At 62.9% G+C, this 18305-nt stretch carries 21 protein-coding genes; 3 read left to right on the forward strand and 18 right to left on the reverse strand.

Features of this window, described 5'->3' with window-relative positions; genetic code table 11:
* Nucleotides 1–22: 22 nt before the first annotated feature.
* The 6 genes from BJP08_RS10525 to BJP08_RS10550 all read right to left on the reverse strand — a co-directional run bounded on the left by BJP08_RS10525 (nt 23) and on the right by BJP08_RS10550 (nt 5966).
* Nucleotides 23–598: a hypothetical protein gene (locus tag BJP08_RS10525; RefSeq protein WP_083428524.1), complete on the reverse strand. Its 576-nt coding sequence runs from the start codon at nt 596–598 to the stop codon at nt 23–25.
* Nucleotides 591–1601: a porphobilinogen synthase gene (gene hemB, locus BJP08_RS10530; protein ID WP_071569498.1), complete on the reverse strand. Its 1011-nt coding sequence runs from the start codon at nt 1599–1601 to the stop codon at nt 591–593. The genes BJP08_RS10525 and hemB overlap by 8 nt, the downstream gene beginning before the upstream one ends.
* 8 nt (nt 1602–1609) lie before the next feature.
* Nucleotides 1610–3322 carry a uroporphyrinogen-III synthase gene (locus tag BJP08_RS10535; RefSeq protein ID WP_071569499.1) on the reverse strand — a complete coding sequence of 571 codons (1713 nt, stop codon included), beginning with the start codon at nt 3320–3322 and terminating at the stop codon, nt 1610–1612.
* A 150-nt stretch (nt 3323–3472) separates the two neighbouring features.
* On the reverse strand, nt 3473–4354 hold the full coding sequence (gene hemC / locus BJP08_RS10540) for a hydroxymethylbilane synthase (RefSeq protein WP_071569500.1): 882 nt from the start codon (nt 4352–4354) through the stop codon (nt 3473–3475).
* Nucleotides 4355–4359: 5 nt separating this feature from the next.
* Nucleotides 4360–5685, reverse strand: a complete 1326-nt coding sequence (locus tag BJP08_RS10545; RefSeq protein WP_071569501.1) for a glutamyl-tRNA reductase — start codon at nt 5683–5685, stop codon at nt 4360–4362.
* 44 nt (nt 5686–5729) lie between these two features.
* On the reverse strand, nt 5730–5966 hold the full coding sequence (locus BJP08_RS10550; RefSeq protein ID WP_071569598.1) for a glutaredoxin family protein: 237 nt from the start codon (nt 5964–5966) through the stop codon (nt 5730–5732).
* Between the two features lie 66 nt (nt 5967–6032).
* Here BJP08_RS10550 and BJP08_RS10555 point away from each other — a divergent pair, with 66 nt between their 5' ends.
* Nucleotides 6033–7061, forward strand: a complete 1029-nt coding sequence (locus tag BJP08_RS10555) for an HAD-IB family hydrolase (protein ID WP_071569502.1) — start codon at nt 6033–6035, stop codon at nt 7059–7061.
* 170 nt (nt 7062–7231) lie between these two features.
* Here the strand turns inward: BJP08_RS10555 and BJP08_RS10560 are convergent, their stop codons facing one another.
* From BJP08_RS10560 to BJP08_RS10590, 7 genes are all read right to left on the reverse strand, one after another.
* Nucleotides 7232–7435 (reverse strand): hypothetical protein, encoded by a 204-nt coding sequence (locus BJP08_RS10560; protein WP_070363202.1) that lies wholly within the window; start codon nt 7433–7435, stop codon nt 7232–7234.
* Nucleotides 7435–8421, reverse strand: coding sequence for a biotin synthase BioB (gene bioB / locus BJP08_RS10565; RefSeq protein ID WP_071569503.1), 987 nt, complete (start codon nt 8419–8421; stop codon nt 7435–7437). Before bioB ends, BJP08_RS10560 begins: the two co-directional genes overlap by 1 nt.
* A gap of 356 nt (nt 8422–8777) precedes the next feature.
* A complete protein-coding gene (locus BJP08_RS10570; protein ID WP_003855542.1) occupies nt 8778–8879 on the reverse strand; it encodes a 30S ribosomal protein bS22 in 102 nt (33 codons plus the stop codon).
* A gap of 127 nt (nt 8880–9006) precedes the next feature.
* Nucleotides 9007–9198, reverse strand: a complete 192-nt coding sequence (locus tag BJP08_RS10575) for a helix-turn-helix domain-containing protein (protein ID WP_070363204.1) — start codon at nt 9196–9198, stop codon at nt 9007–9009.
* A 191-nt stretch (nt 9199–9389) separates the two neighbouring features.
* The gene (gene proC, locus BJP08_RS10580; protein WP_071569504.1) at nt 9390–10193 is read right to left on the reverse strand and encodes a pyrroline-5-carboxylate reductase; all 804 of its coding nucleotides are present in this window, start codon (nt 10191–10193) and stop codon (nt 9390–9392) included.
* A gap of 45 nt (nt 10194–10238) precedes the next feature.
* Nucleotides 10239–10952: a hypothetical protein gene (locus BJP08_RS10585; RefSeq protein WP_071569505.1), complete on the reverse strand. Its 714-nt coding sequence runs from the start codon at nt 10950–10952 to the stop codon at nt 10239–10241.
* The gene (locus BJP08_RS10590) at nt 10952–11908 is read right to left on the reverse strand and encodes a Ppx/GppA phosphatase family protein (protein WP_071569506.1); all 957 of its coding nucleotides are present in this window, start codon (nt 11906–11908) and stop codon (nt 10952–10954) included. Before BJP08_RS10590 ends, BJP08_RS10585 begins: the two co-directional genes overlap by 1 nt.
* A 33-nt stretch (nt 11909–11941) precedes the next feature.
* On the opposite strand from BJP08_RS10590, the gene BJP08_RS10595 reads away from it, so the two are divergent.
* Nucleotides 11942–12817, forward strand: coding sequence for a hypothetical protein (locus BJP08_RS10595; protein ID WP_083428526.1), 876 nt, complete (start codon nt 11942–11944; stop codon nt 12815–12817).
* Here BJP08_RS10595 and BJP08_RS10600 read toward each other — a convergent pair.
* Genes BJP08_RS10600 through BJP08_RS10610 form a run of 3 tightly spaced genes read right to left on the reverse strand, consistent with a single transcriptional unit; the run spans nt 12799 to nt 15417 of the window.
* The gene (locus BJP08_RS10600) at nt 12799–13497 is read right to left on the reverse strand and encodes a response regulator transcription factor (RefSeq protein ID WP_071569508.1); all 699 of its coding nucleotides are present in this window, start codon (nt 13495–13497) and stop codon (nt 12799–12801) included. The two genes, BJP08_RS10595 and BJP08_RS10600, sit on opposite strands and share 19 nt — an antisense overlap.
* Nucleotides 13498–13521: 24 nt before the next feature.
* Complete coding sequence (locus BJP08_RS10605; RefSeq protein WP_083428527.1) at nt 13522–14661, reverse strand: cell wall metabolism sensor histidine kinase WalK; 1140 nt, start codon at nt 14659–14661, stop codon at nt 13522–13524.
* A gap of 9 nt (nt 14662–14670) precedes the next feature.
* A complete protein-coding gene (locus BJP08_RS10610; protein WP_071566638.1) occupies nt 14671–15417 on the reverse strand; it encodes a phosphoglyceromutase in 747 nt (248 codons plus the stop codon).
* A 50-nt stretch (nt 15418–15467) separates the two neighbouring features.
* Here BJP08_RS10610 and BJP08_RS10615 point away from each other — a divergent pair, with 50 nt between their 5' ends.
* Complete coding sequence (locus BJP08_RS10615) at nt 15468–16583, forward strand: hypothetical protein (RefSeq protein WP_071569510.1); 1116 nt, start codon at nt 15468–15470, stop codon at nt 16581–16583.
* Nucleotides 16584–16676: 93 nt separating this feature from the next.
* Here BJP08_RS10615 and BJP08_RS11515 read toward each other — a convergent pair whose 3' ends face one another.
* On the reverse strand, nt 16677–17129 hold the full coding sequence (locus tag BJP08_RS11515; protein WP_143000818.1) for a hypothetical protein: 453 nt from the start codon (nt 17127–17129) through the stop codon (nt 16677–16679).
* Nucleotides 17130–17161: 32 nt separating this feature from the next.
* On the reverse strand, nt 17162–18127 hold the full coding sequence (locus tag BJP08_RS10620) for a serine protease (protein WP_071569511.1): 966 nt from the start codon (nt 18125–18127) through the stop codon (nt 17162–17164).
* Nucleotides 18128–18305: the final 178 nt, after the last annotated feature.

Genomic DNA, 18305 nt, shown 5'->3' on the forward strand with positions numbered 1-18305 from the left:
GCGCCGTTACTCCACTTCTTCCCTACTGTTGCTGCTGCTCAGCCGGACGCAGGTAGTCCTGCGATTCCTTCCGGGAAGCATAGAACAGTCCAAGCACACCTGCCACACCGACCACGATCTGCGCCGCACCGTCGACGGCGAACAGCGCGACCGGCACTTTGGTCGCAGCGGGCGTCATCAAGAACAGCGTGAGCACGCGCAGCGCAAAGAACACCGAGAAGACCTGCAGCACCCGCGTCGCGTTCAGGACCCACTTCCCGCGACGCTGCACCGAGCGCAACGCCAGAACAAACACCACGATGATGCCCAGCTGCAGCAGCGCCATCAGCACCACCGTGGCGTACATGCTCGCGTGCATCAGGTTGTCCGGGATCGCCTCCGGCTGGTTCTTCGCGGCCTGCTTCGCCGCCTCACGCAGCGCAGCCGGGTCCAGCACCGTCACCACCACGGAGAGGATCTGGTGCAGCAGCTCCCCAAGGATCATCACCGCCCACGCGCCGAGGAGGTAGCGCACCGCCTCTGGCTGGTGCTTCGGCGACTCGTCCTTCCGGTGGTTGGTCGGGGCCGGGGCCTGCGCCACGGGAGGTGTGTTAGCCATGAAGCTCCTTCAGCGCACGTGCGCCTTCGATTGCGTAGTACGTCAAAATCTGGTCCGCGCCAGCACGCTTGATGGAGATCAGCGACTCCATCATGGTTGCCTCGAAGTCGATCCAGCCGTTTTGGCCAGCGGCAACCATCATCGCGTACTCGCCCGACACCTGGTACGCCGCCACCGGCACCGGCGACATGTCCGCCACGCGGGCCAGCACATCCAGGTACGGCAGGGCAGGCTTGACCATCACGAAGTCGGCGCCTTCCTCGATGTCGAGCTCGGTCTCAAGCAGGGACTCGCGCACGTTCGCCGGGTCCTGCTGGTAGGTGCGGCGGTCGCCCTTCAGGGAGGAACCGACCGCATCGCGGAATGGTCCGAAGAACTTCGACGCGTACTTCGCCGAGTACGCCATGATCGCCACGTCCTGGTAGCCCTCGGCGTCGAGTGCCTCGCGGATCACGCCGATCTGCCCATCCATCATCCCCGATGGGCTCACGATGTGCGCGCCCGCAGCGGCCTGCGATAGCGCCATGTCGCGGTAGAGGTCCAAGGTGGCATCGTTGTCCACCACTTGGTTGCCATACTTATCGACGCCCACTACGCCACAGTGCCCGTGGTCCGTGAACTCGTCCAGGCAGGTATCAGCCATGATCAGCAGGTCGTCGCCGAACTCTTCGCGCAGTGCGCGCAGGTTCCGGTTCAGGATGCCCTCTGGGTCCCACGCGACGGAACCCGTGGCGTCCTTATCCTCGTCGAGCGGCACGCCGAAGAGGTCCACGCAACGGACGCCTTCCTCGAGTGCCTCGTGGCAGATCGCCTTCAGGGTGTCCGTGGTGTGCTGGTACACCCCCGGCATGGAGGCAATCTCTCGACGTTCGGTGATGCCATCAGCCACGAACAACGGCAAAATAAAATCGGCCGGAGCCAGTCGCGTCTCCGCGGTGAGCTGCCGAATCGCAGGATTCTGGCGGAGGCGACGTGGACGGCGTGGAAGATGATATGTAGTCATGTGCTACATCATAACGCCGGTTTCCGACGCGCCCTCCGCTTCTTCCGCGGCGGCGGCAGCTCCCCCGCTGCCCGCAGGGCGGCGACGTGCTCGGCGAGCGCGTCCACCAGGGACGGCACGTCCGCGACCTCTGGTACGACGTCGACACGCAGCCCCTGCTCGCGCGCAGCCTCAGCGGCCATCGGGCCGATGCACGCGATAATCGTGCGCTGATGCGGCTTACCGGCGATTCCAACCAGGTTGCGCACCGTCGAGCCGGACGTGAAGCAGACCGCGTCAAACCCGCCGGTCTTGATCATGTCGCGCACCTCCGGGGCCGGCGGGGCAGCGCGCACCGTGCGGTACGCCACGATGTCCTCGACGTCCCAGCCCTTCTCAATCAAGCCATCCACCAGCACATGCGTACCGATGTCCGCCCGCGGCAACAACACCCTCGAAACCGGGTCGATGTCCTCCACGTACTCGGGGAACACCTCCACCAAGCCAGCGGCGTTCTGCTTCGTGCGGTGCGGCAGCAGCTCCGGGCTCATCCCCAGCGCGCGCAGCGCCTCCGCCGTCTTGCGGCCCACCGCAGCCAAGTGCACACCCGCGAACGCGCGGGCGTCCAGGCCAAGCTGCTCAAACTTCTTCCACACCGCGTGCACCGCGTTCGTCGAAGTGAACACCACCCACTGGTAGCGCCCCTCCACGATGCCCTTGATCGCGCGGTCCATCTGCGCCGGGTTGCGCGGCGGCTCCAGGGAAATCGTCGGCACCGACTGCGGAATCGCCCCGTACGACGCCAAGCGACTGCTCATCGCCTCCGCCTGCTCCTTTGCGCGAGGCACCAACACGCGCCACCCGTACAGGGGGCGGTTCTCCCACCACGAAAACTTCGAACGATCATCATTCACAGTACCGAGCGTCACCACCAAAGAACCAGGCAAATCTGCCGCCACCGAGTCAATAGATGCCAGGGTCGCCAGGGTCGCGTCCACCGTGCGCTGCAGGCGCGTCGTCCCGTTCGCGGTAACGCTGCAAGCCAGCTCGCCCGGGAACCCGCGCTGCATCAACTGCGACGCTACCTCCGGCAGCTGTTCGCGCACCGCCTGCAACACCAACGGCTGCGGCGCCTGCGACAACTGATCCCAGTCCACTGGCCCGTTCGCCAGATCTGCTTCCGTATACGTTGAACCAAGCGCGATCCCAGCAAAGGAGGGCACCGTCGACGGCAGCGACATCCCCGGCACAATCTGGAACTCCAGGCCGGCGGCCGCCACGGCGGCGATCTCCTCCCGCACCGCATCGCGCGTCAGCGGGTTCCCGCTGACCAGACGGATCACATCCCCGTCACCGTCATCCCCCTTGCGGATCACCTCGGCCGCAGCCTGCAGCGCCGAACGCAACCGCGCAACAATATCGTCCGCGCCAAGCGGCACCTCTACAACCTCAGCCGCGGTCGGGTCTGCAGGCCTCGGCGGGCGACGCCGCGCCCCCGACGCCTTCGCCTCCGCACACATCGCCTCATACTGCGCCTCAGCAGCGTCAATCTTCTCCTGCGGCACCGCGCACGCTGCGGCAAGAACGTTTCGGACACCCTCACGAACATCCGGTTCCACCAAGGCGATAGAATTGTTTTCCATCACCTGGCGGGCACGGATCGTCAGCAGATCGGGATTGCCCGGTCCTGCACCGACGAAGATCACCTTCCCCGGCTGGGGAGTGACTGAAGGCAGTGTCATCAAACTGGTCTTTTCTGGTCTTATAAAAGGCGTAAAGAAGTGTCCCGGCGTACAACGGACACAAAAGGACCCCTATACACCGAGACGAATGGACGTATGGTAGTTACACCTTAATTTGCATACGCCGTGTTTCAAAACCTGTCTGAAAACTTACTGCATAATTTCTGCCGCCCCGCGGCCAATCAGCGTCTGCGCAAGCCGCGTGCCCAGCTCACGGGCGTCCGTGCCTGATGCCTCCTCTACCAGCTGTTTCGAACCATCCACGGCGAACACCCCAGCCCGCAACGTCATCGTGCCATCCACAATCGTGGCGTGCGCCGCAACCGGGGCCGTGCAGCCCGCTTCCAGGGTTGCCAGCACCTGACGCTCCGCCGCCGCGCACGCAAAGGAGTCCGCGTGCAGCAGCTTGTCTAGCCCCTCGCGCAGCGGGGTGTCGTCGACGCGGCACTCCACCGCCAACGCGCCCTGCGCCGGGGCCGGCATAAACACCTCAGCGTCGAAGATCTGGGTGGCGCGGTCCGCGAACCCGCCGCGGACCAGGCCCGCGTACGCCAGGACAATCGCGTCCATCTCGCCGCTTTCCACCCGGCCCATGCGCGTCTCAATATTGCCGCGCAGCGGAAGGATCTCCAGGTCGGGGCGCAGCGCGCGCAGCTGCGAGATACGACGCGGCGCCGAGGTGCCCACCTTCGCACCCTCCGGCAGCGTGTCCAGCGTCAAGCCATCGCGGGCGATGAGCGCCTCGCGGTGGTCCTCGCGCTCAGGAACGATCAGGTAGGTGCGAGGCTCTGGGGCCGTCGGCAAGTCCTTGAAGGAGTGCACGGCGACGTCGACCTCGCCGTCGAAGAGGGCGTCGCGAAGCGCCGACGTGAACACGCCCACGCCGATGCGCTCCACCGGCGCGTGGGAGACATCCCCGGCCGTCGTCACAATATGCAGCTCAGACGGGTAACCGTGCTCGATCAGCGCGTCACGCATATGGCCGGCCTGCGTCGTGGCCAAGTGCGAACCCCGCGTACCAATTTTCAGCATAAGTTTTATGACTCCTTCAACTTCAACTCGTCGGGGCTCGGCAGCCTATCCATCGTGGCAGCGGCGGACACCGGACGCACCCCAAACAGCTCCTCAACAGCGGTCTCCAGATTAACCAAATCTGAACGCGCCGCCAGCTCCTTCATCTTCACCGTCGGCGTATGCAGCAACTTATCCACCACACGCTTCACCGAACGGGCAACCTGCTCAAAATCCTGCTCATCCATGTCAGGAAGGCGCTTGCGCAACCGCGCCAGCTCCTCCTGCGAAATCTCCGCGCCAACCCGGCGCAGCTGCGCCACCGCCGGCCCCACATCACGCATCCGCTGCTCGGAGCTAAACGCCTGCACCTCCTCGGCCACAATCGCCTCCGCGGCCTGCAGCGCCTTCGAGTCCTCCGAATCCGCGTGGTGCAGCTGCTCGTGCAAATACTCGATGTTGATAAGGTGCACGCCTTCATGCTCCAGCACCGAGTTGTCAATGTCGCGCGGCAGCGACAAGTCAATCAACATCGTTGGGCCCGAAATGTCCTCGCCCGAAATGGTGAACCCGTCCGACGCCGTCGCCGAAACCGCAATATCCACACGCCCCAACGCCCCCGCGCGCGCATTAAAGTCCACGACCTCCGCAGCCACCCCGGCCTCCCGGGCGTGCTCCGCCAACCGCTCCGCACGCGAACGAGTGCGGTTCGCAATAATCAACTTATCGACGCCCCGCTTCCCCAACTGCGTCGCCGCCAACGAACTCATCGCGCCAGCCCCCAACACCAGCGCAGTCTGGCCGTCCAGCGACTCAACCCCCAGCGTCTCCATCGCTGTATCCAACGCGAAGGTCACCATCGAGCCACCCGCTTCATCAATCGCGGTCTCCGTATGCACGCGCTTCCCCGTATGCAGCGCCGTCTGCGCCAACGAATGCAACGCCGGGCCCACCGTGCCCTGCTCCGCCGCGTTCGTATACGCAGTCCGCACCTGCCCAATGATCTGCTGCTCCCCCACCACCATGGAATCCAGGCCGGAGGCGACCGTCAACAAGTGCTCCGCAGCCGCGTCCGAATACCGCACATACAAGTAGCCGCGCAGCTCCGCCTCACTCACCCCGGAGACCTCAGCCAGCACCGCCAACACGTCCTGCACACCCGCATGGAACGCGTTCGCAACCGTGTACACCTCAAGCCGGTTACACGTCGAAATAATCATCGCCTCGGACAACGACGGGCGCTCCACCAGCGCCGACGCCGCCGAATGCTGCACCGCATCATCCATACTCAAGCGTTCCAACAACGCAACGGGCGCCGAGCGGTGCGACATCCCTACAACGAGAACACTCACTCAATCCCTCCAGTCAGCCGTGAATCAAACCAAAGGATAGCGCGTCACTCTGACAGTGCCTCGGCCAGGTCGGCGTTATCCACTTCCCAGCACGCAAACTCTTCCCCGTCAATCACCACAACCGGGACACGGTCCCCGAATTCGGCGTTGAGGGACGGAGAGGCGTCGACATCTACAAGCGTTAATTGCGCACCGCACTGTTCGACAACCGGGGCGATCTGCGCAGCCACCCGCTCACACGACCCGCAGGTCGCACGCACCATCAGTTCAACCTGTTTCATCTCTCCGCCAATCTTGTTTACGATACAAACTATCACGTCTGCCACATGGTGAAAGGCTCGCTGGCAATGTCCGACCACAAAGAACTCCTGGCCCAATGGTCACTCTCCCAAGGCAACCTTCGCCGCTTCCTCGAAGAAGTCGCCCTCCCGCCTCTCGACGCCGAATCCCAGCGCACCGCCGGTAACGCCGCCGCAGCCGCCGCCATCGAGGAAACCTTCGGCATCAGCATCGAAGAGTTCGCCACCGGCGTCGACTCCGTCGGCGGCGCCTTCAAAACCGCCGGCCGCCAGAAAATCACCCAGCCCGACCCCGACGTCCCCCAAGACACCGAGGCCGCCGCGTTCTTCGACATCGACAACACCCTCATCCAGGGTTCCTCGCTCATCCTCCTGGCCAAGGGCCTGGCCAAGCAGCGCTTCATCACCCTTCGCGAGCTTCTGCCCGCGCTGACCAAGCAAATCCGCTACCGCGTCTCCGGCTCCGAAAGCGCCAAAGACATCGCCAAAGGCCGCGAGCAAGCCCTCCAAGTGGTCAAGGGCAAGAACGTTTCGCAGCTCAAAGAGCTCTGCGCCGAAATCGTCGACCACCAAATGCTCGACAAGACCTACCAATCAACTATCGACGCCGCATCCCGCCACATCGCCCAAGGCCAACAAGTCTGGCTGGTCTCCGCAACCCCGGTCCAAATCGGCCAGGCGCTCGCGGAACGGCTCGGCTTCACCGGCGCCCTCGGCACCGTCGCCGAAGAGGAAGACGGCAAGTTCACCGGCCGCCTCGTCGGCGACATCCTCCACGGCCCCGGCAAGCAGCACGCCGTGGCGGCACTGGCCGCCATCCAGAAGCTCGACCTGGAAAAGTGCACCGCCTACTCCGACAGCATCAACGACTTGCCGATGCTGTCCATGGTCGGCAACCCCATCGCCATCAACCCGGACCGGGCACTGCGCCGCTACGCAACCGGCCAAGGCTGGACCATCGAGGACTACCGCTCGCTGCGCCGCTACATGCTCCCGGCCCTCAGCGCGCTGGCCGGCGGCGCGGTCGCTGCCGGTGTCGCGGCTGGCGTGATGGCGCTGCGCCGCCGATACCGCTAGTTCTTGAGCTGTCTCTTCACACTCGCGCGCCAAGGAGTGACAAAAGACGCAACCCCATTTGGAATATCCATTCAAACGGGCAGGTAGAAAAAGTGCTAGCCGTTTAGCGCTGCGTGATTTGTCACTGCCAGGCCGGTCTGGAATCCGCGGGAGGGAATTTAGTGCGGGCGTCACCGCTCAAGCCACTCCGAACGCAGCAATCCGTGGCGAGAGCACGCCGCCGACCACGCCATCGGCGAAATCTTCACCACCATCCGCCGCTGGCACAGCGGGCAAATGCGTGGCGCGTCGTAGGGGCGGGCCGGGTCGAGGGGCCAGGCGATGTCGCCGGAGAGGATGGCGTCGGCAAGATCGGTGTTGTCTGGGATGCGCATTAGAGTGACTTGATCGTGTCGTAGAGGACGCGGTCCACGGCGTCGCGGTCCTGCTCGATCGGGCGGCCAAACGTCGTCAAGTAGTTGCCGCCGATGATGGCGTTCGCGCCGCCCATCAAGCCGGCTTCGGTGCCGTCGTCGCCAAGAGCGAGCTCGGTGCCACCAGCGAAGCGCAACTGCGTGGCGGGCATGGCCAGGCGGAACGCGGCGACGGCACGCAGCGCCTCCCCCTGCGGGACAAGTGGGCGATCGGCGAACGGGGTGCCGGGGCGCGGGTCAAGGAAGTTCATCGGGACCTCGTGCGGCTGGATCTCCGCAAGCTGCGTGGCGAACTCAGCCCGCTGCTCAATGGTCTCCCCCAGCCCAATGATCCCGCCGCAGCAGGTCTCCATCCCCTCAGCGAGAACGTGCTCGAGAGTGTCTTTGCGCTCCTGCCAGGTGTGGGTGGTGACCACGTTCGGGAAGAAGGACTCCGCGGTCTCGAAGTTGTGGTTATAGCGGGACACGCCCATCTGCGCGAGCTGGCGCGCCTGCTCGCGGGTCAGAATTCCCAGGGAGGCAGAAATGGAGATGTCCACTTCCTCCCGAATGGCGGTCACCGCCGCCGCGACCTGGTCCAACAAGTCCTGAGTCGGCCCCTTCACGGCGGCCACAATGCAGAACTCGGAGGCGCCCATCTTCTCGGACTGCTTCGCGGCCTCCACAAGCTCGTCGATATTCAGGGTGACGGCGCGAACCGGGGACTCAAACAGGCCGGACTGGGAGCAGAAGTGGCAGTCCTCGGGGCAGCCGCCGGTCTTCAAGGAGATGATGCCCTCCAGGGAGACGTCGACGCCACAGTGTTTGATGCGGACCTGGTGCGCGAGGTCGAGCAGTTCCGGCAGGCGCTCGTCCTCGATGGTGAGGATCTGCACGAGCTCGTCCTTGTTCAGTCCTTCGCCACGTTCAAGGGCCTTTTCGCGCGCGATGTCGAGGATGTCGGTCATGGTGCTGTGCTCCGTTCATTGCGGGGACGGGTTGTAAGTACGCATCAGTGTAGACCGTAATTGAACACCGTTCAGGCGTTTTGGACGTCGCACACCTCCGGCCACCTCCACCCACGCCAAAAAGTTCCCGCTCCCGAGAACTATCTTGGTTTTGGGGCCGGTTCCGGTCGACCAGCTCCGGCGTTTCTCCAGGTCGCTACGACTGTCTACGAAGATTGTTCCCCGTTCACCATATGGGCCGGGAACTTTTCATGATTTCGGGGTGCCCCGCCCGCCCGAACACCTGCCTGACCTACCCCGCACACGCGCATGAAAAAACGCCCGCTCCAACCATGTGGTGCGGGCGCTGCAAAGGCTTACTTGCCAAGCTTACGACGCTGAACGCGCGTGCGGCGAAGCATCTTGCGGTGCTTCTTCTTGGACATACGCTTGCGGCGCTTCTTAATCACTGAACCCATAAGGTTTCCTCGTTTCTTCGTAGTACGTTCTTGACGTGCCAGCATTCACTCGTGGTGTACGCAATGGGTGTAAGCATACAACCAAGGTGTTTGGCACTCAAAAAGGTTCGGGCAAGGTGAGTGCTGTTTATCCGACGTCGTATACGGAGGACTCGAGGTACTCACTGACCGCCGTTTCGTTGACGCGGAACGAGCGGCCGACGCGGACTGCCGGCAGTTCGCCCGAGTGCAGCAGGCGGTAGACCGTCATCTTGGAGACGCGCATGATCTCGGCGACTTCGGCGACGGTTAAGAACTTGCCTTTATCTTCATTTGCCATTAATTCATAAACCCTTCAGCACGGTCGCGCTGCAGGCTTCCCCTCCTGCAGGACGAAACACGCACGTGCTTCAAACAACCTTATCGTGAACACTGGGCCTAATGCGACTCATGTGCCGATAATTTTTCAAAGTGCCAGGAGAAACCCCCCGTATCTGGTGTGAAAGTGGTGACTGTTGTGGCTCAAAAGGCTCAGTATTCCTCGGAGCGGGTCGCGCAGGCGTCGGTGGCGCGGTAGATGGCGGCGCGTAGGCTGGACTCCTCGAGTTCGCGGATCGCGGCGACGGTAGTGCCGCCCGGCGAGGAAACGGCAGCGCGGAGGCCGACGGGGTCGGGGTGCTGGTCCAGGAGCGCTCCGGCGCCGGCGCAGGTTTGGGTGGCCAGTTCCGTGGCGAGGTCCCGGGGCAGTCCGAGGGCGACGCCGGCGTCGATAAGTGCTTCGGTGAGCAGGAAGTAGTAGGCGGGCCCCGAGCCCGAGAGCGCCGTGACGGCGTGCATTGCCTTTTCCGGGACGGCAACAACGCGGCCCGCGGAGGCCAAGAGCTTTTCGACGCCCTCCCGCTGCTCATCTTCCACGTAGCGGCCGGCGGAGACGGCGAGCACGCCCTTGCCCACGAGCATCGGGGTGTTGGGCATGACACGCATGATCGGGGTGCCCGCAGACGAGATGGCCTCTTCCATGTCGGCGATGTCGACCCCGGCCGCCATCGAAACGAGCACGGTGGGCACCGAGTTACCCGCGACGGTCTCCGCGATCTCCCCGATCACATCGATGACCTGGTTGGGCTTCACACACAGGAAGACGACGTCCGCGTCGGTAGCGGCCTCCACGTTATCCGTCGTGGCCTGGACGGCGTAGCGCTCCGCGAGCGCCGCCACGCGCTCCTCCGAGCGGCAGGTAGCAATGAGGTGACGCGGTTCAACCTCTGAGGCGATCAGGCCCTGCAGCAGGGCCTCACCGATGTTGCCAACGCCAATGATTGCGATTTTTTCCATGCACCACACACTAGCGCCACGGGGGCGCTGTGGCGGAAAACACCCTTAGAGCAGGGCCGGACCGAACGCCATGACCAGAGCTGCGACACCCGCGAGCGTCATGGTCAGGCCGTCGCGGCCGGTGTGCATCGCGCGCACACCGAAGACGACGCCCGCTACAGTGGCTGCACCCAGGATGGCCGCGAGTGCGGTTGCCAGGTTCGCCCAGATCCAGCTGAACAGCATGAACCCGAGCACGCCCAGGACCACGCCGATGAACACGAAGAGCACCAGCATGATGGGGTTGATGGCGCCGTCGTCGGTCTCAGGCTCCACCTTTTCGACGTCCAGATCCTCTACATGGTCGTCGCCGAAGATGTCGAGGCTGTCTTCCTCGGCGGGTTTCTCAGCAGGCTCAGTCTTGGTGCGCTGCGCTGGCTCCTTGGTGTCCTCCACGACGCGAATCTGCGTCGTTTCGTCCTCGGAAGGGCTGGCCTTCGCGGCAGGCGCGGGCGGGTCGACCGGCTTCTCAGCAGGCTTCGGTTTCTCAGCCGCAGGCTTCGCCGGGGCTGGTTCGGCTGGTGCGTCGAGTGGCACGCTGGAGTGCTTCGCTTCGGCCGGGCGGGCGTCGACAGCCTTGAAGGAGCCGGTCAGCTCCGCGACCGAGACGCCGCCTTCTTCCAAGCTGCGGCGTCGGCGGGGACGCTTGCCCACGTCCGGGTTGGTTTTCTGGGCCCGGGCGAGGAGCTCCGCAACCGTCAGCTGCTTGTCCTCAGACATCAGTCGTTGTCTCCTTCGTCATCTCCTACGTCATGCCCTTGGTCGATCCAACGGAGGATCACGCCTTCTCGTAGCGCCCATGGACAGATCTCTAACTTATCAAGCTTAAGCGCTCGCATGGCAGCCTCTGCAACGAGGGCACCCGCAACGATCTGGTGGGAGCGGTCGGCGCTGATGCCTTCGAGCTCCGCGCGGTCGGCTGCGGTCATACGGGAGATGAATGCGATGAGCTGGCGCAGACCCGGCGCGGTGAGGGTTCGTTTTACGAAAGGCCCAGCTGAGGAGGGTGCGGCGCCGGTCAGGCGCGCAAGCGACCGGAACGTCTTCGAGGTGCCGACGGCCAGCCCTGCCTCCCCCAGCGTGTGGAAGTCGCGGGCGGGCCCGGCGAGTTCGGCGTCGATGTAGTCGCGAAGCAGGTTGATCTTTTTGCGCTCAGGTGGGTCGGATTCGAACCATTCGTGGGTCAGCCGTCCCGCACCCAGGTCGAGGGAGACGGCCAGGTCGGGGCTTTCCTCGGTGCCGGTGGACATTTCCAAGGAGCCGCCGCCGATGTCCAGGTTGGTGATGCGCCCGGCGGACCACCCGTACCAGCGGCGCACAGCGAGGAACGTCAGCCGCGCCTCCTCTTCGCCGGAGAGGACTTCGAGGCGCACGCCGGTTTTCTTCTCGACCTTCTTCAGCACTTCCTCGGAATTCGTCGCCGAGCGGACGGCGGACGTCGCAAAGGCGAGAAACTCCTCGCACTTCAGCTTGTTGCTCAAGCCGGCGGCTTCCCCCACGGCGTCGATAAGCTTGTCGACGCCCTTCGGCGCAATGTTGCCCTCATCGTCGAGGAGTTCGACGAGCCGGAGTGGCTGCTTCCAGTCACTCATCGGGGTGGGGCGGCCGCCACTGCGGGCATCGACCCCCACGAGATGCACCGTGTTGCTGCCTACGTCTAATACACCTAATCGCACACCCTCAGCGTAGTGCGTCTACGGTGTGTTGGTGTGAATCAACCAGTATTTCTCGGATTCCCCGCCGAATCCCCCGCCGGCCGCTCCATCCTCGCGGGGCGCGAAGTGCCCACCGACTTCCCCCGCGAATGGTTCGTGTTCATGCACCCGGAAGACCCGCTGCACTACTTCAGCATCGACCTGACGTGGGTGGAATCTACCTGGTCCTGCCGGTTCGGCACCCCGCAGTGCCACGGTATTGACGAGGACTTCGCCGTCGTCGGCTGCTGCATCCACGGCGCGTACCTCTCCGACGAAACAGACCGAGACGACCTCTATAATGCGGTCGCCGAGATGCCCGCGAAGTACTGGCAGCTGCGCCCCCGCGACGTCGACTCCTACATCGCAGCCGCCGACCCCACCATCCTGGAGCCCTGGCTGGAGTGGGACGACACTGAGGAAGAGGACGACGGCCCGCACATTAAGACCCGTGTGGTGGACGGCGCCTGCATCTTTGCCAACCGCACCGGCGCCGAGACCGGCCCGGGGTGTTCCCTGCACCAGTGGGCGATTGCGGAGGGCCGCAACATCATCGGCTCCAAGCCGGAAGTGTGCTGGCAGGTGCCGTTTTCAAGGGAGGACTCCTGGGAGGAACGCGCCGACGGCCAGGAAATCCTGCGCACCACGATCGGCGAGTACGACCGGCGCCAGTGGGGTGGCGGCGGCGAAGACTTCGACTGGTGGTGCACCGACGCGCCCGCCTGCCACACCGGCAGCACACCCGTGTGGCAGTCGATGAAGCAGGAGCTCCAGCAGCTCATCGGCGAGAAACCCTACGAGGTTCTCGCCGCGCACTGCGCCGCCCGCGCAAAACTGCCCCCCGAGGCGAAGACCACGCACCCTGCCAGCGATCAGGCCTCGAACTTGTAGCCGAGGCCGCGCACCGTCACCAGCTGCTTCGGCTTCGACGGCTCCTCCTCGATCTTCGAGCGCAGCCGTTTCACGTGCACGTCCAGGGTCTTCGTGTCGCCGACGTAGTCCGCGCCCCAGATCATGTCGATGAGTTGGGAACGTGTGAGCACCCGGCCGGCGTTGCGCATCAGGTACTCCAGCAGGTCAAACTCCTTGAGCGGCATGCGGACTGGTTGGCCGTCGACAAGTACGCTGTGGCGCTCGACGTCCATGGTGACGCGGCCACCGGTAAGCACATCGCCGTTCGGCTCGCTCTCTTCCTCCGCCGCCGACTCCCCGCCGCGACGCAACACCGCGCGGATGCGCGCGATGAGCTCACGGGTCGAGTACGGCTTCGTCACGTAGTCATCCGCGCCGAGCTCGAGGCCCACCACCTTATCGATCTCCGAATCGCGCGCCGTCACCATAATGATCGGCACCGACGAGTTCGCGCGCAGCTTCCGGCACACGTCCGTGCCGCTCATGCCCGGCAGCATCAGGTCCAGTAGGACAAGGTCCACCTCGTTGGATTCGAAGGCCTCAAGCGCCGCGGGGCCGTCGGCCGCCCACACCGTGGAAAAGCCCTCCTTTTCCAGCAGGTACGACAGCGGGTCCGCCAGGGACTCTTCATCTTCAACGATCAGGATCTTCGTGGACACGGTTAGGGAAGCCCTCCTGCAAAGCTACATCGGCAACTCGAGCGTGAATGTCGACCCGGTCCCCGGGCGCGACCATACCTTGATAGTACCCCCGTGGTTTTGCGCCACATGCTTCACGATGGCCAAACCCAGCCCAGTTCCCCCAGTCGAGCGGGACCTCGCCTTATCGACGCGGTAAAAACGCTCAAACACGCGCTTCTGATCCTCCTCCGCAATTCCGATCCCCCGGTCAGTGACGCGCACAAGCGCCACCTTCTGCTTCCCGGACATACGCACCTGCTGCGTAATACTCACCGGCTGGCCGTCCGGCGAGTAGTTAATGGCGTTCGACACCAGGTTGCTCACCGCGGACGTCAGCAGCGACTGGTCCCCCATCACCGTAATCCCGGTGGGTTCCCCACGGATCAGGTCGATGTTGCGGCCCTCGGCGGTGACGTGGTTGCGGGTGATGGCGTCGTCAATCACCTCGTCGAGGCTCACCGGCGACATCTCAGGCAACGCCTCCGCACCCTGTAGCTTCGACAGCGAAATCAGGTCCGTGATCATGTCGCCCATCCGGTGGGCCTCCTTCAGCACCTTCGTGCCGAAGTAGTCCACCATCTCCGGGTCATCCGGGTCCTGCAGCAGCGCCTCCGCGAGCAGCGCCATCCCACCCACCGGCGTCTTCAGCTCGTGCGAGACGTTCGCCACGAAGTCGCGGCGCGCATGCTCCATCCGCACGTTCTCCGACTCGTCCGTGCTGTACGCAATCACGTAGGAGTTCTCCGTCAGCGTCAGCGGTTTGACCACCACGCGTACGTTCCGAATGCGGGACCCCGTCGCGCGAATCGGCAGGTCAAGGTCAAGGACGTGCGTCTCCTGATCTTCAAAAACCTGCTGGGCGGTCTCCCACACCTCCGGCTGCACCGTGCGGTCATACACCAGCGACATATCGTGCGCCCTCGCGTTCGAGAGCAACACCTTGCCCTCCTGGTTCATCACCGCAATCCCCGTCGGCGAGCCCTGCACCGCCAACTGCAGCACCTCACTAATCGTGGCCGCCCTGCGGGAATCCGAACCGCCATCAACCCGGTTGCGTAAACGCCAACGCAGCGCCCGCCGCACCAACGGTGCAGCAAGCGCTGCGAGAACTACGCCCCCTAAAAACGCCAGTAGCGGGGACAATGTGGCTACTTACTTCTGGCCCTGGTTAGCAACCGCAGCAGCACCTGCCGCAGCCGCCTCCGGATCGAGGTACGTGCCGCCTGGGTTGAGCACCTTGCCCTTGCTGTCAATCTCGTAGACCAACGGCATGCCGGTCGGGATGTTCAGACCAGCAATGTCATCGTCGGAGATGTTGTCCAGGTACTTCACCAGCGCGCGCAGCGAGTTACCGTGCGCAGCCAGCATGACCGTCTTGCCGTCGAGAACCTCAGGCAGGATGACGTCGATGTAGAACGGCAGGAAGCGCTCCACAACGTCCTTCAGGCACTCCGTGCGAGGAACCTCCGGGAGGAACGCATAACGCACGTCGTCGGTCTGGGAGTACTCGTTGTCGGCGTCGATTTCTGGTGGCGGAGTGTCGTAGGAACGGCGCCAGCTCATGAACTGCTCCTCGCCGTACTCCTCACGGATCTCGGCCTTGTTCAGGCCCTGCAGTTTGCCGTAGTGACGCTCGTTGAGGCGCCAGTTACGCACAACTGGGATCCAGTGACGGTCCGCAGCGTTCAGCGCGATGTTCGCGGTGCGGATCGCACGACGCAGCAGCGACGTGAACACGATGTCCGGCAGCACGCCCTTTTCTGCCATCAACTTACCGGCGTTGACGGCTTCCTGCTCACCCTGCTCGGTCAGATTGACATCGACCCAGCCGGTGAACTGGTTGGACTTGTTCCATTCACTTTGTCCGTGACGGACAAGAATCAACTTTCCATTCGTCATGGCACCAATCATGCCACGAATCGTATGATTTTTCTTTAAGCTCTTTCACTATGATCCACGCCAACGCCGTCGCCGCCGCGCTCTCCGTCGCACTTCTCGCACCTGGAGCACCATTTCGCGTCCTCCCCGAGCAGCCGCCGACCACAATGCGAGTGGGCAATCACACAATTTCCATCCCCGAACACGCCAGCGCCGCGTCCTGTTCCCAAGGCTTCAGCGGCACCATCAACGGCCAGCGCGTCATGATCACCGCCGGCCACTGCTTCGACCTCTCCGAGGGTGTCGACAACGAGCCCACCGACGTCATGCGCACCCACCGCGTCGAAGTGCCTATCGACGCCAGCTACCGCCCCATCGGCACCCCAACCAACCTCAAACCCTCCACCGACTACGCCGACGTCTACCTCCCCTCACAGTTCTTCTGGGACACCGTCAACACCCCGGATTGGGGCGTCGTCACCGCCGCCCCCGACACCCCAGCCACCCGCATGTCCTTCTCCCGCGACGCCAACGGCCACGCCCACGGCGCACCCCGCGAACTGCGCTACATCCAGGACACTCGCAACCTGCCCTACAACTACTTCGACACTTCCAACTTCGGCCAGCCCATCTGCAAAGACGGCGCCACCACCGGCCGCACCTGCGGCCACCAACTCGCCCGTTCCCGCAACAGCATCTACTCCTGGGGCCTGCGCTACGAACACGGCGACTCCGGCGGCATCAACTACGACCCCCGCGACGGCGCTGTCCTCGGCGTCAGCTCCATGGGCATAGGACCCCTCGGCAAAGCCCAGCGTGCCGACCGCATCATCGAAGACGCCTTCAACGTCCCCGACGGCAAAGTCAACGAAGCCTTCACCCTCCCCGACTCCACCGCGCCCCACGGCAACTTCACCCCGCTCAACCAGGAGCAAGGCGCCCTCATGCACCAGATCATGCAGGACAACCCCGAACTGAAACCGAGCAAGACCGGCAAGCAAGGCTTCGACGAGGCCGTCACCGCCGCCCAACGTGACGCCGAAGTTGCCGCCCAGCGCGCCGGGCAAGTTCGCACCGTTGAGCAGGCGCAACGCCTCGCCGCCGACGTCTCAGGTGCGGTCGATCACCACGCGCAGCAGCTCGGCAAGTGGGGTGCCGCCGCGGCGGTGGAGGCGATCGGGCGGTAGTCCGGGGCGGTGCGGTGGCGATCGGTTAAGGCATCATCTTTATCTTTGTGAGGTGTTGTACGAAAACCTTTAAGTCTGTTGGTTTTTACGTCATCACAGCCAGGGGACTGGAACACCCCAATTCGATAAATGTGGACCTACCGCATAGGCAGCCCCACCAAGAACGGCCAAGACCGCTAGAGCTATCCGCAAGGCCAAAATAGGCGACCCTTTGGCAAACGTGGAGGCATACTTCGCTAGGGCCACGTCTGCCGACGTATATGCCTGAGATGGACAAATTGGGCCACCAATTGCAGGCTGGACTGGAGACTTCTTCAGCTCACGACACTTCGCTGCTTCTTCTTCTGATGTCACCCCCCAGCGCATCGCCTCGCTCATCTCTTCAGACTCCTCACGATGCTTGAATACATACCACATAGCATCAGCGAAATCGAACACGTTGTCTGTTTTGCTCGACGCCACTGTTGCTCCCACAGTTTGGTCAACCGAAACCGCTGCACCAACACCGTGGGTAACCCCAGGCACAACTGTAACCAACGCAGTCATGCCACACACTAGAAATCTTCGCTGCATCTTCTTTACTTTCCGCACGACGATCCCCCACAAGAACTGCCTGGGAGCTTCGAACGCTCATGGACACCAAGGGACTTACGATTAAATTTCGCCGTAACACCGCCCCGCCAAGCTCGGTGCTTCTGAGCTTGAGTCAAGCTTTGATTTTGTACCGTTTTTTGTATCCAACCCAAATTCGAGTCGATTTTTGCAGCCGATCCAGACCCAATGCACTGCTTCCGCCCAGAGCTATCATTCTGGATTTCAGTAGTCGAAGCAACCCCAACTATCTCATTCCCGGCAAAAACCGCTGCACCAGAGTCACCGTGACACAAATTGGCGTCGCCGGTTGGGTCTAAACGCACTTGATCGGAGTAAACGTCTCCCCTGGTGGTATGAACCAGGTAATCAACTACCCCCACACGAAAGTCTGCTGCCGACGAAAAATTATTGCGCTGCCCAACCTGCCCCGAATAGCCAATTACTCGAACGCCGTCACCCACTCGTGGCGGCCTCGCACTCAACTCAAATTTTCTAGCATTAATTCCAGTTCCCACACGTATGAGCGCAAGATCGTGCTCCGGGTCGGGAGCCATTTCAATTAACTCAATCCCGGCAAATTCACCATCAGACTGGTGGATAAATCCAATTGAATTCAATTCATCCTCAACACAGTGCCGAGCCGTCAGCCAGTAATAATCTCCAATATAGTTGGCTGTACATGTTCGCTCCGATTTTAATCCGTCAGAGAAATATAAGGCACCGATCCTATTGTCGTATGTAGGAGTTTTATTGGTAGTGAACCAGTCCAACCCCTCATCGTACGGTTCATTTCCATCAGACTCATCCACCCAATGTTGTTCCTCACCACCTTCATATAACTCATTGACCTGCTCTCCAGCCTCTTGAGCCTGCACAACACTCACCGGCGTCCCTACAGCGCCAAAAGCGAAGACAAGCAGAAGACCCTCAACCAAAACTCGATACCGCACAGTAGCTCCTTAACGAAAGATTAACGGTCCGATCCTTTTCGATTTGATCGTAGCACAGTCCCACCAGTATTTACGTCATAATTGGTGCTACATACTCTGAATACATTTCACCCGACCCGATGCCTATTTTGAATAACCACCAGCATCACACGCTTCCAGTACCTCGACCAGAACGTTA

Source organism: Corynebacterium sp. NML140438 (genome assembly GCF_001875725.1).
Classification (GTDB): Bacteria; Actinomycetota; Actinomycetes; order Mycobacteriales; family Mycobacteriaceae; genus Corynebacterium.

Excerpts from the sequence above, each read along its gene's own strand:
- bioB (WP_071569503.1), bottom strand. The coding sequence starts at position 8,421 with ATGACCGACATCCTCGACATCGCGCGCGAAAAGGCCCTTGAACGTGGC.
- BJP08_RS10575 (WP_070363204.1), bottom strand. The coding sequence starts at position 9,198 with ATGGCAAATGAAGATAAAGGCAAGTTCTTAACCGTCGCCGAAGTCGCC.
- BJP08_RS10550 (WP_071569598.1), bottom strand. The coding sequence starts at position 5,966 with ATGAAACAGGTTGAACTGATGGTGCGTGCGACCTGCGGGTCGTGTGAG.
- BJP08_RS11515 (WP_143000818.1), bottom strand. The coding sequence starts at position 17,129 with ATGACTGCGTTGGTTACAGTTGTGCCTGGGGTTACCCACGGTGTTGGT.
- BJP08_RS10535 (WP_071569499.1), bottom strand. The coding sequence starts at position 3,322 with ATGACACTGCCTTCAGTCACTCCCCAGCCGGGGAAGGTGATCTTCGTC.
- BJP08_RS10615 (WP_071569510.1), top strand. The coding sequence starts at position 15,468 with ATGATCCACGCCAACGCCGTCGCCGCCGCGCTCTCCGTCGCACTTCTC.
- BJP08_RS10560 (WP_070363202.1), bottom strand. The coding sequence starts at position 7,435 with ATGCGCATCCCAGACAACACCGATCTTGCCGACGCCATCCTCTCCGGC.
- BJP08_RS10555 (WP_071569502.1), top strand. The coding sequence starts at position 6,033 with ATGTCCGACCACAAAGAACTCCTGGCCCAATGGTCACTCTCCCAAGGC.
- proC (WP_071569504.1), bottom strand. The coding sequence starts at position 10,193 with ATGGAAAAAATCGCAATCATTGGCGTTGGCAACATCGGTGAGGCCCTG.
- BJP08_RS10610 (WP_071566638.1), bottom strand. The coding sequence starts at position 15,417 with ATGACGAATGGAAAGTTGATTCTTGTCCGTCACGGACAAAGTGAATGG.
- BJP08_RS10525 (WP_083428524.1), bottom strand. The coding sequence starts at position 598 with ATGGCTAACACACCTCCCGTGGCGCAGGCCCCGGCCCCGACCAACCAC.
- hemB (WP_071569498.1), bottom strand. The coding sequence starts at position 1,601 with ATGACTACATATCATCTTCCACGCCGTCCACGTCGCCTCCGCCAGAAT.
- hemC (WP_071569500.1), bottom strand. The coding sequence starts at position 4,354 with ATGCTGAAAATTGGTACGCGGGGTTCGCACTTGGCCACGACGCAGGCC.
- BJP08_RS10585 (WP_071569505.1), bottom strand. The coding sequence starts at position 10,952 with ATGTCTGAGGACAAGCAGCTGACGGTTGCGGAGCTCCTCGCCCGGGCC.
- BJP08_RS10570 (WP_003855542.1), bottom strand. The coding sequence starts at position 8,879 with ATGGGTTCAGTGATTAAGAAGCGCCGCAAGCGTATGTCCAAGAAGAAG.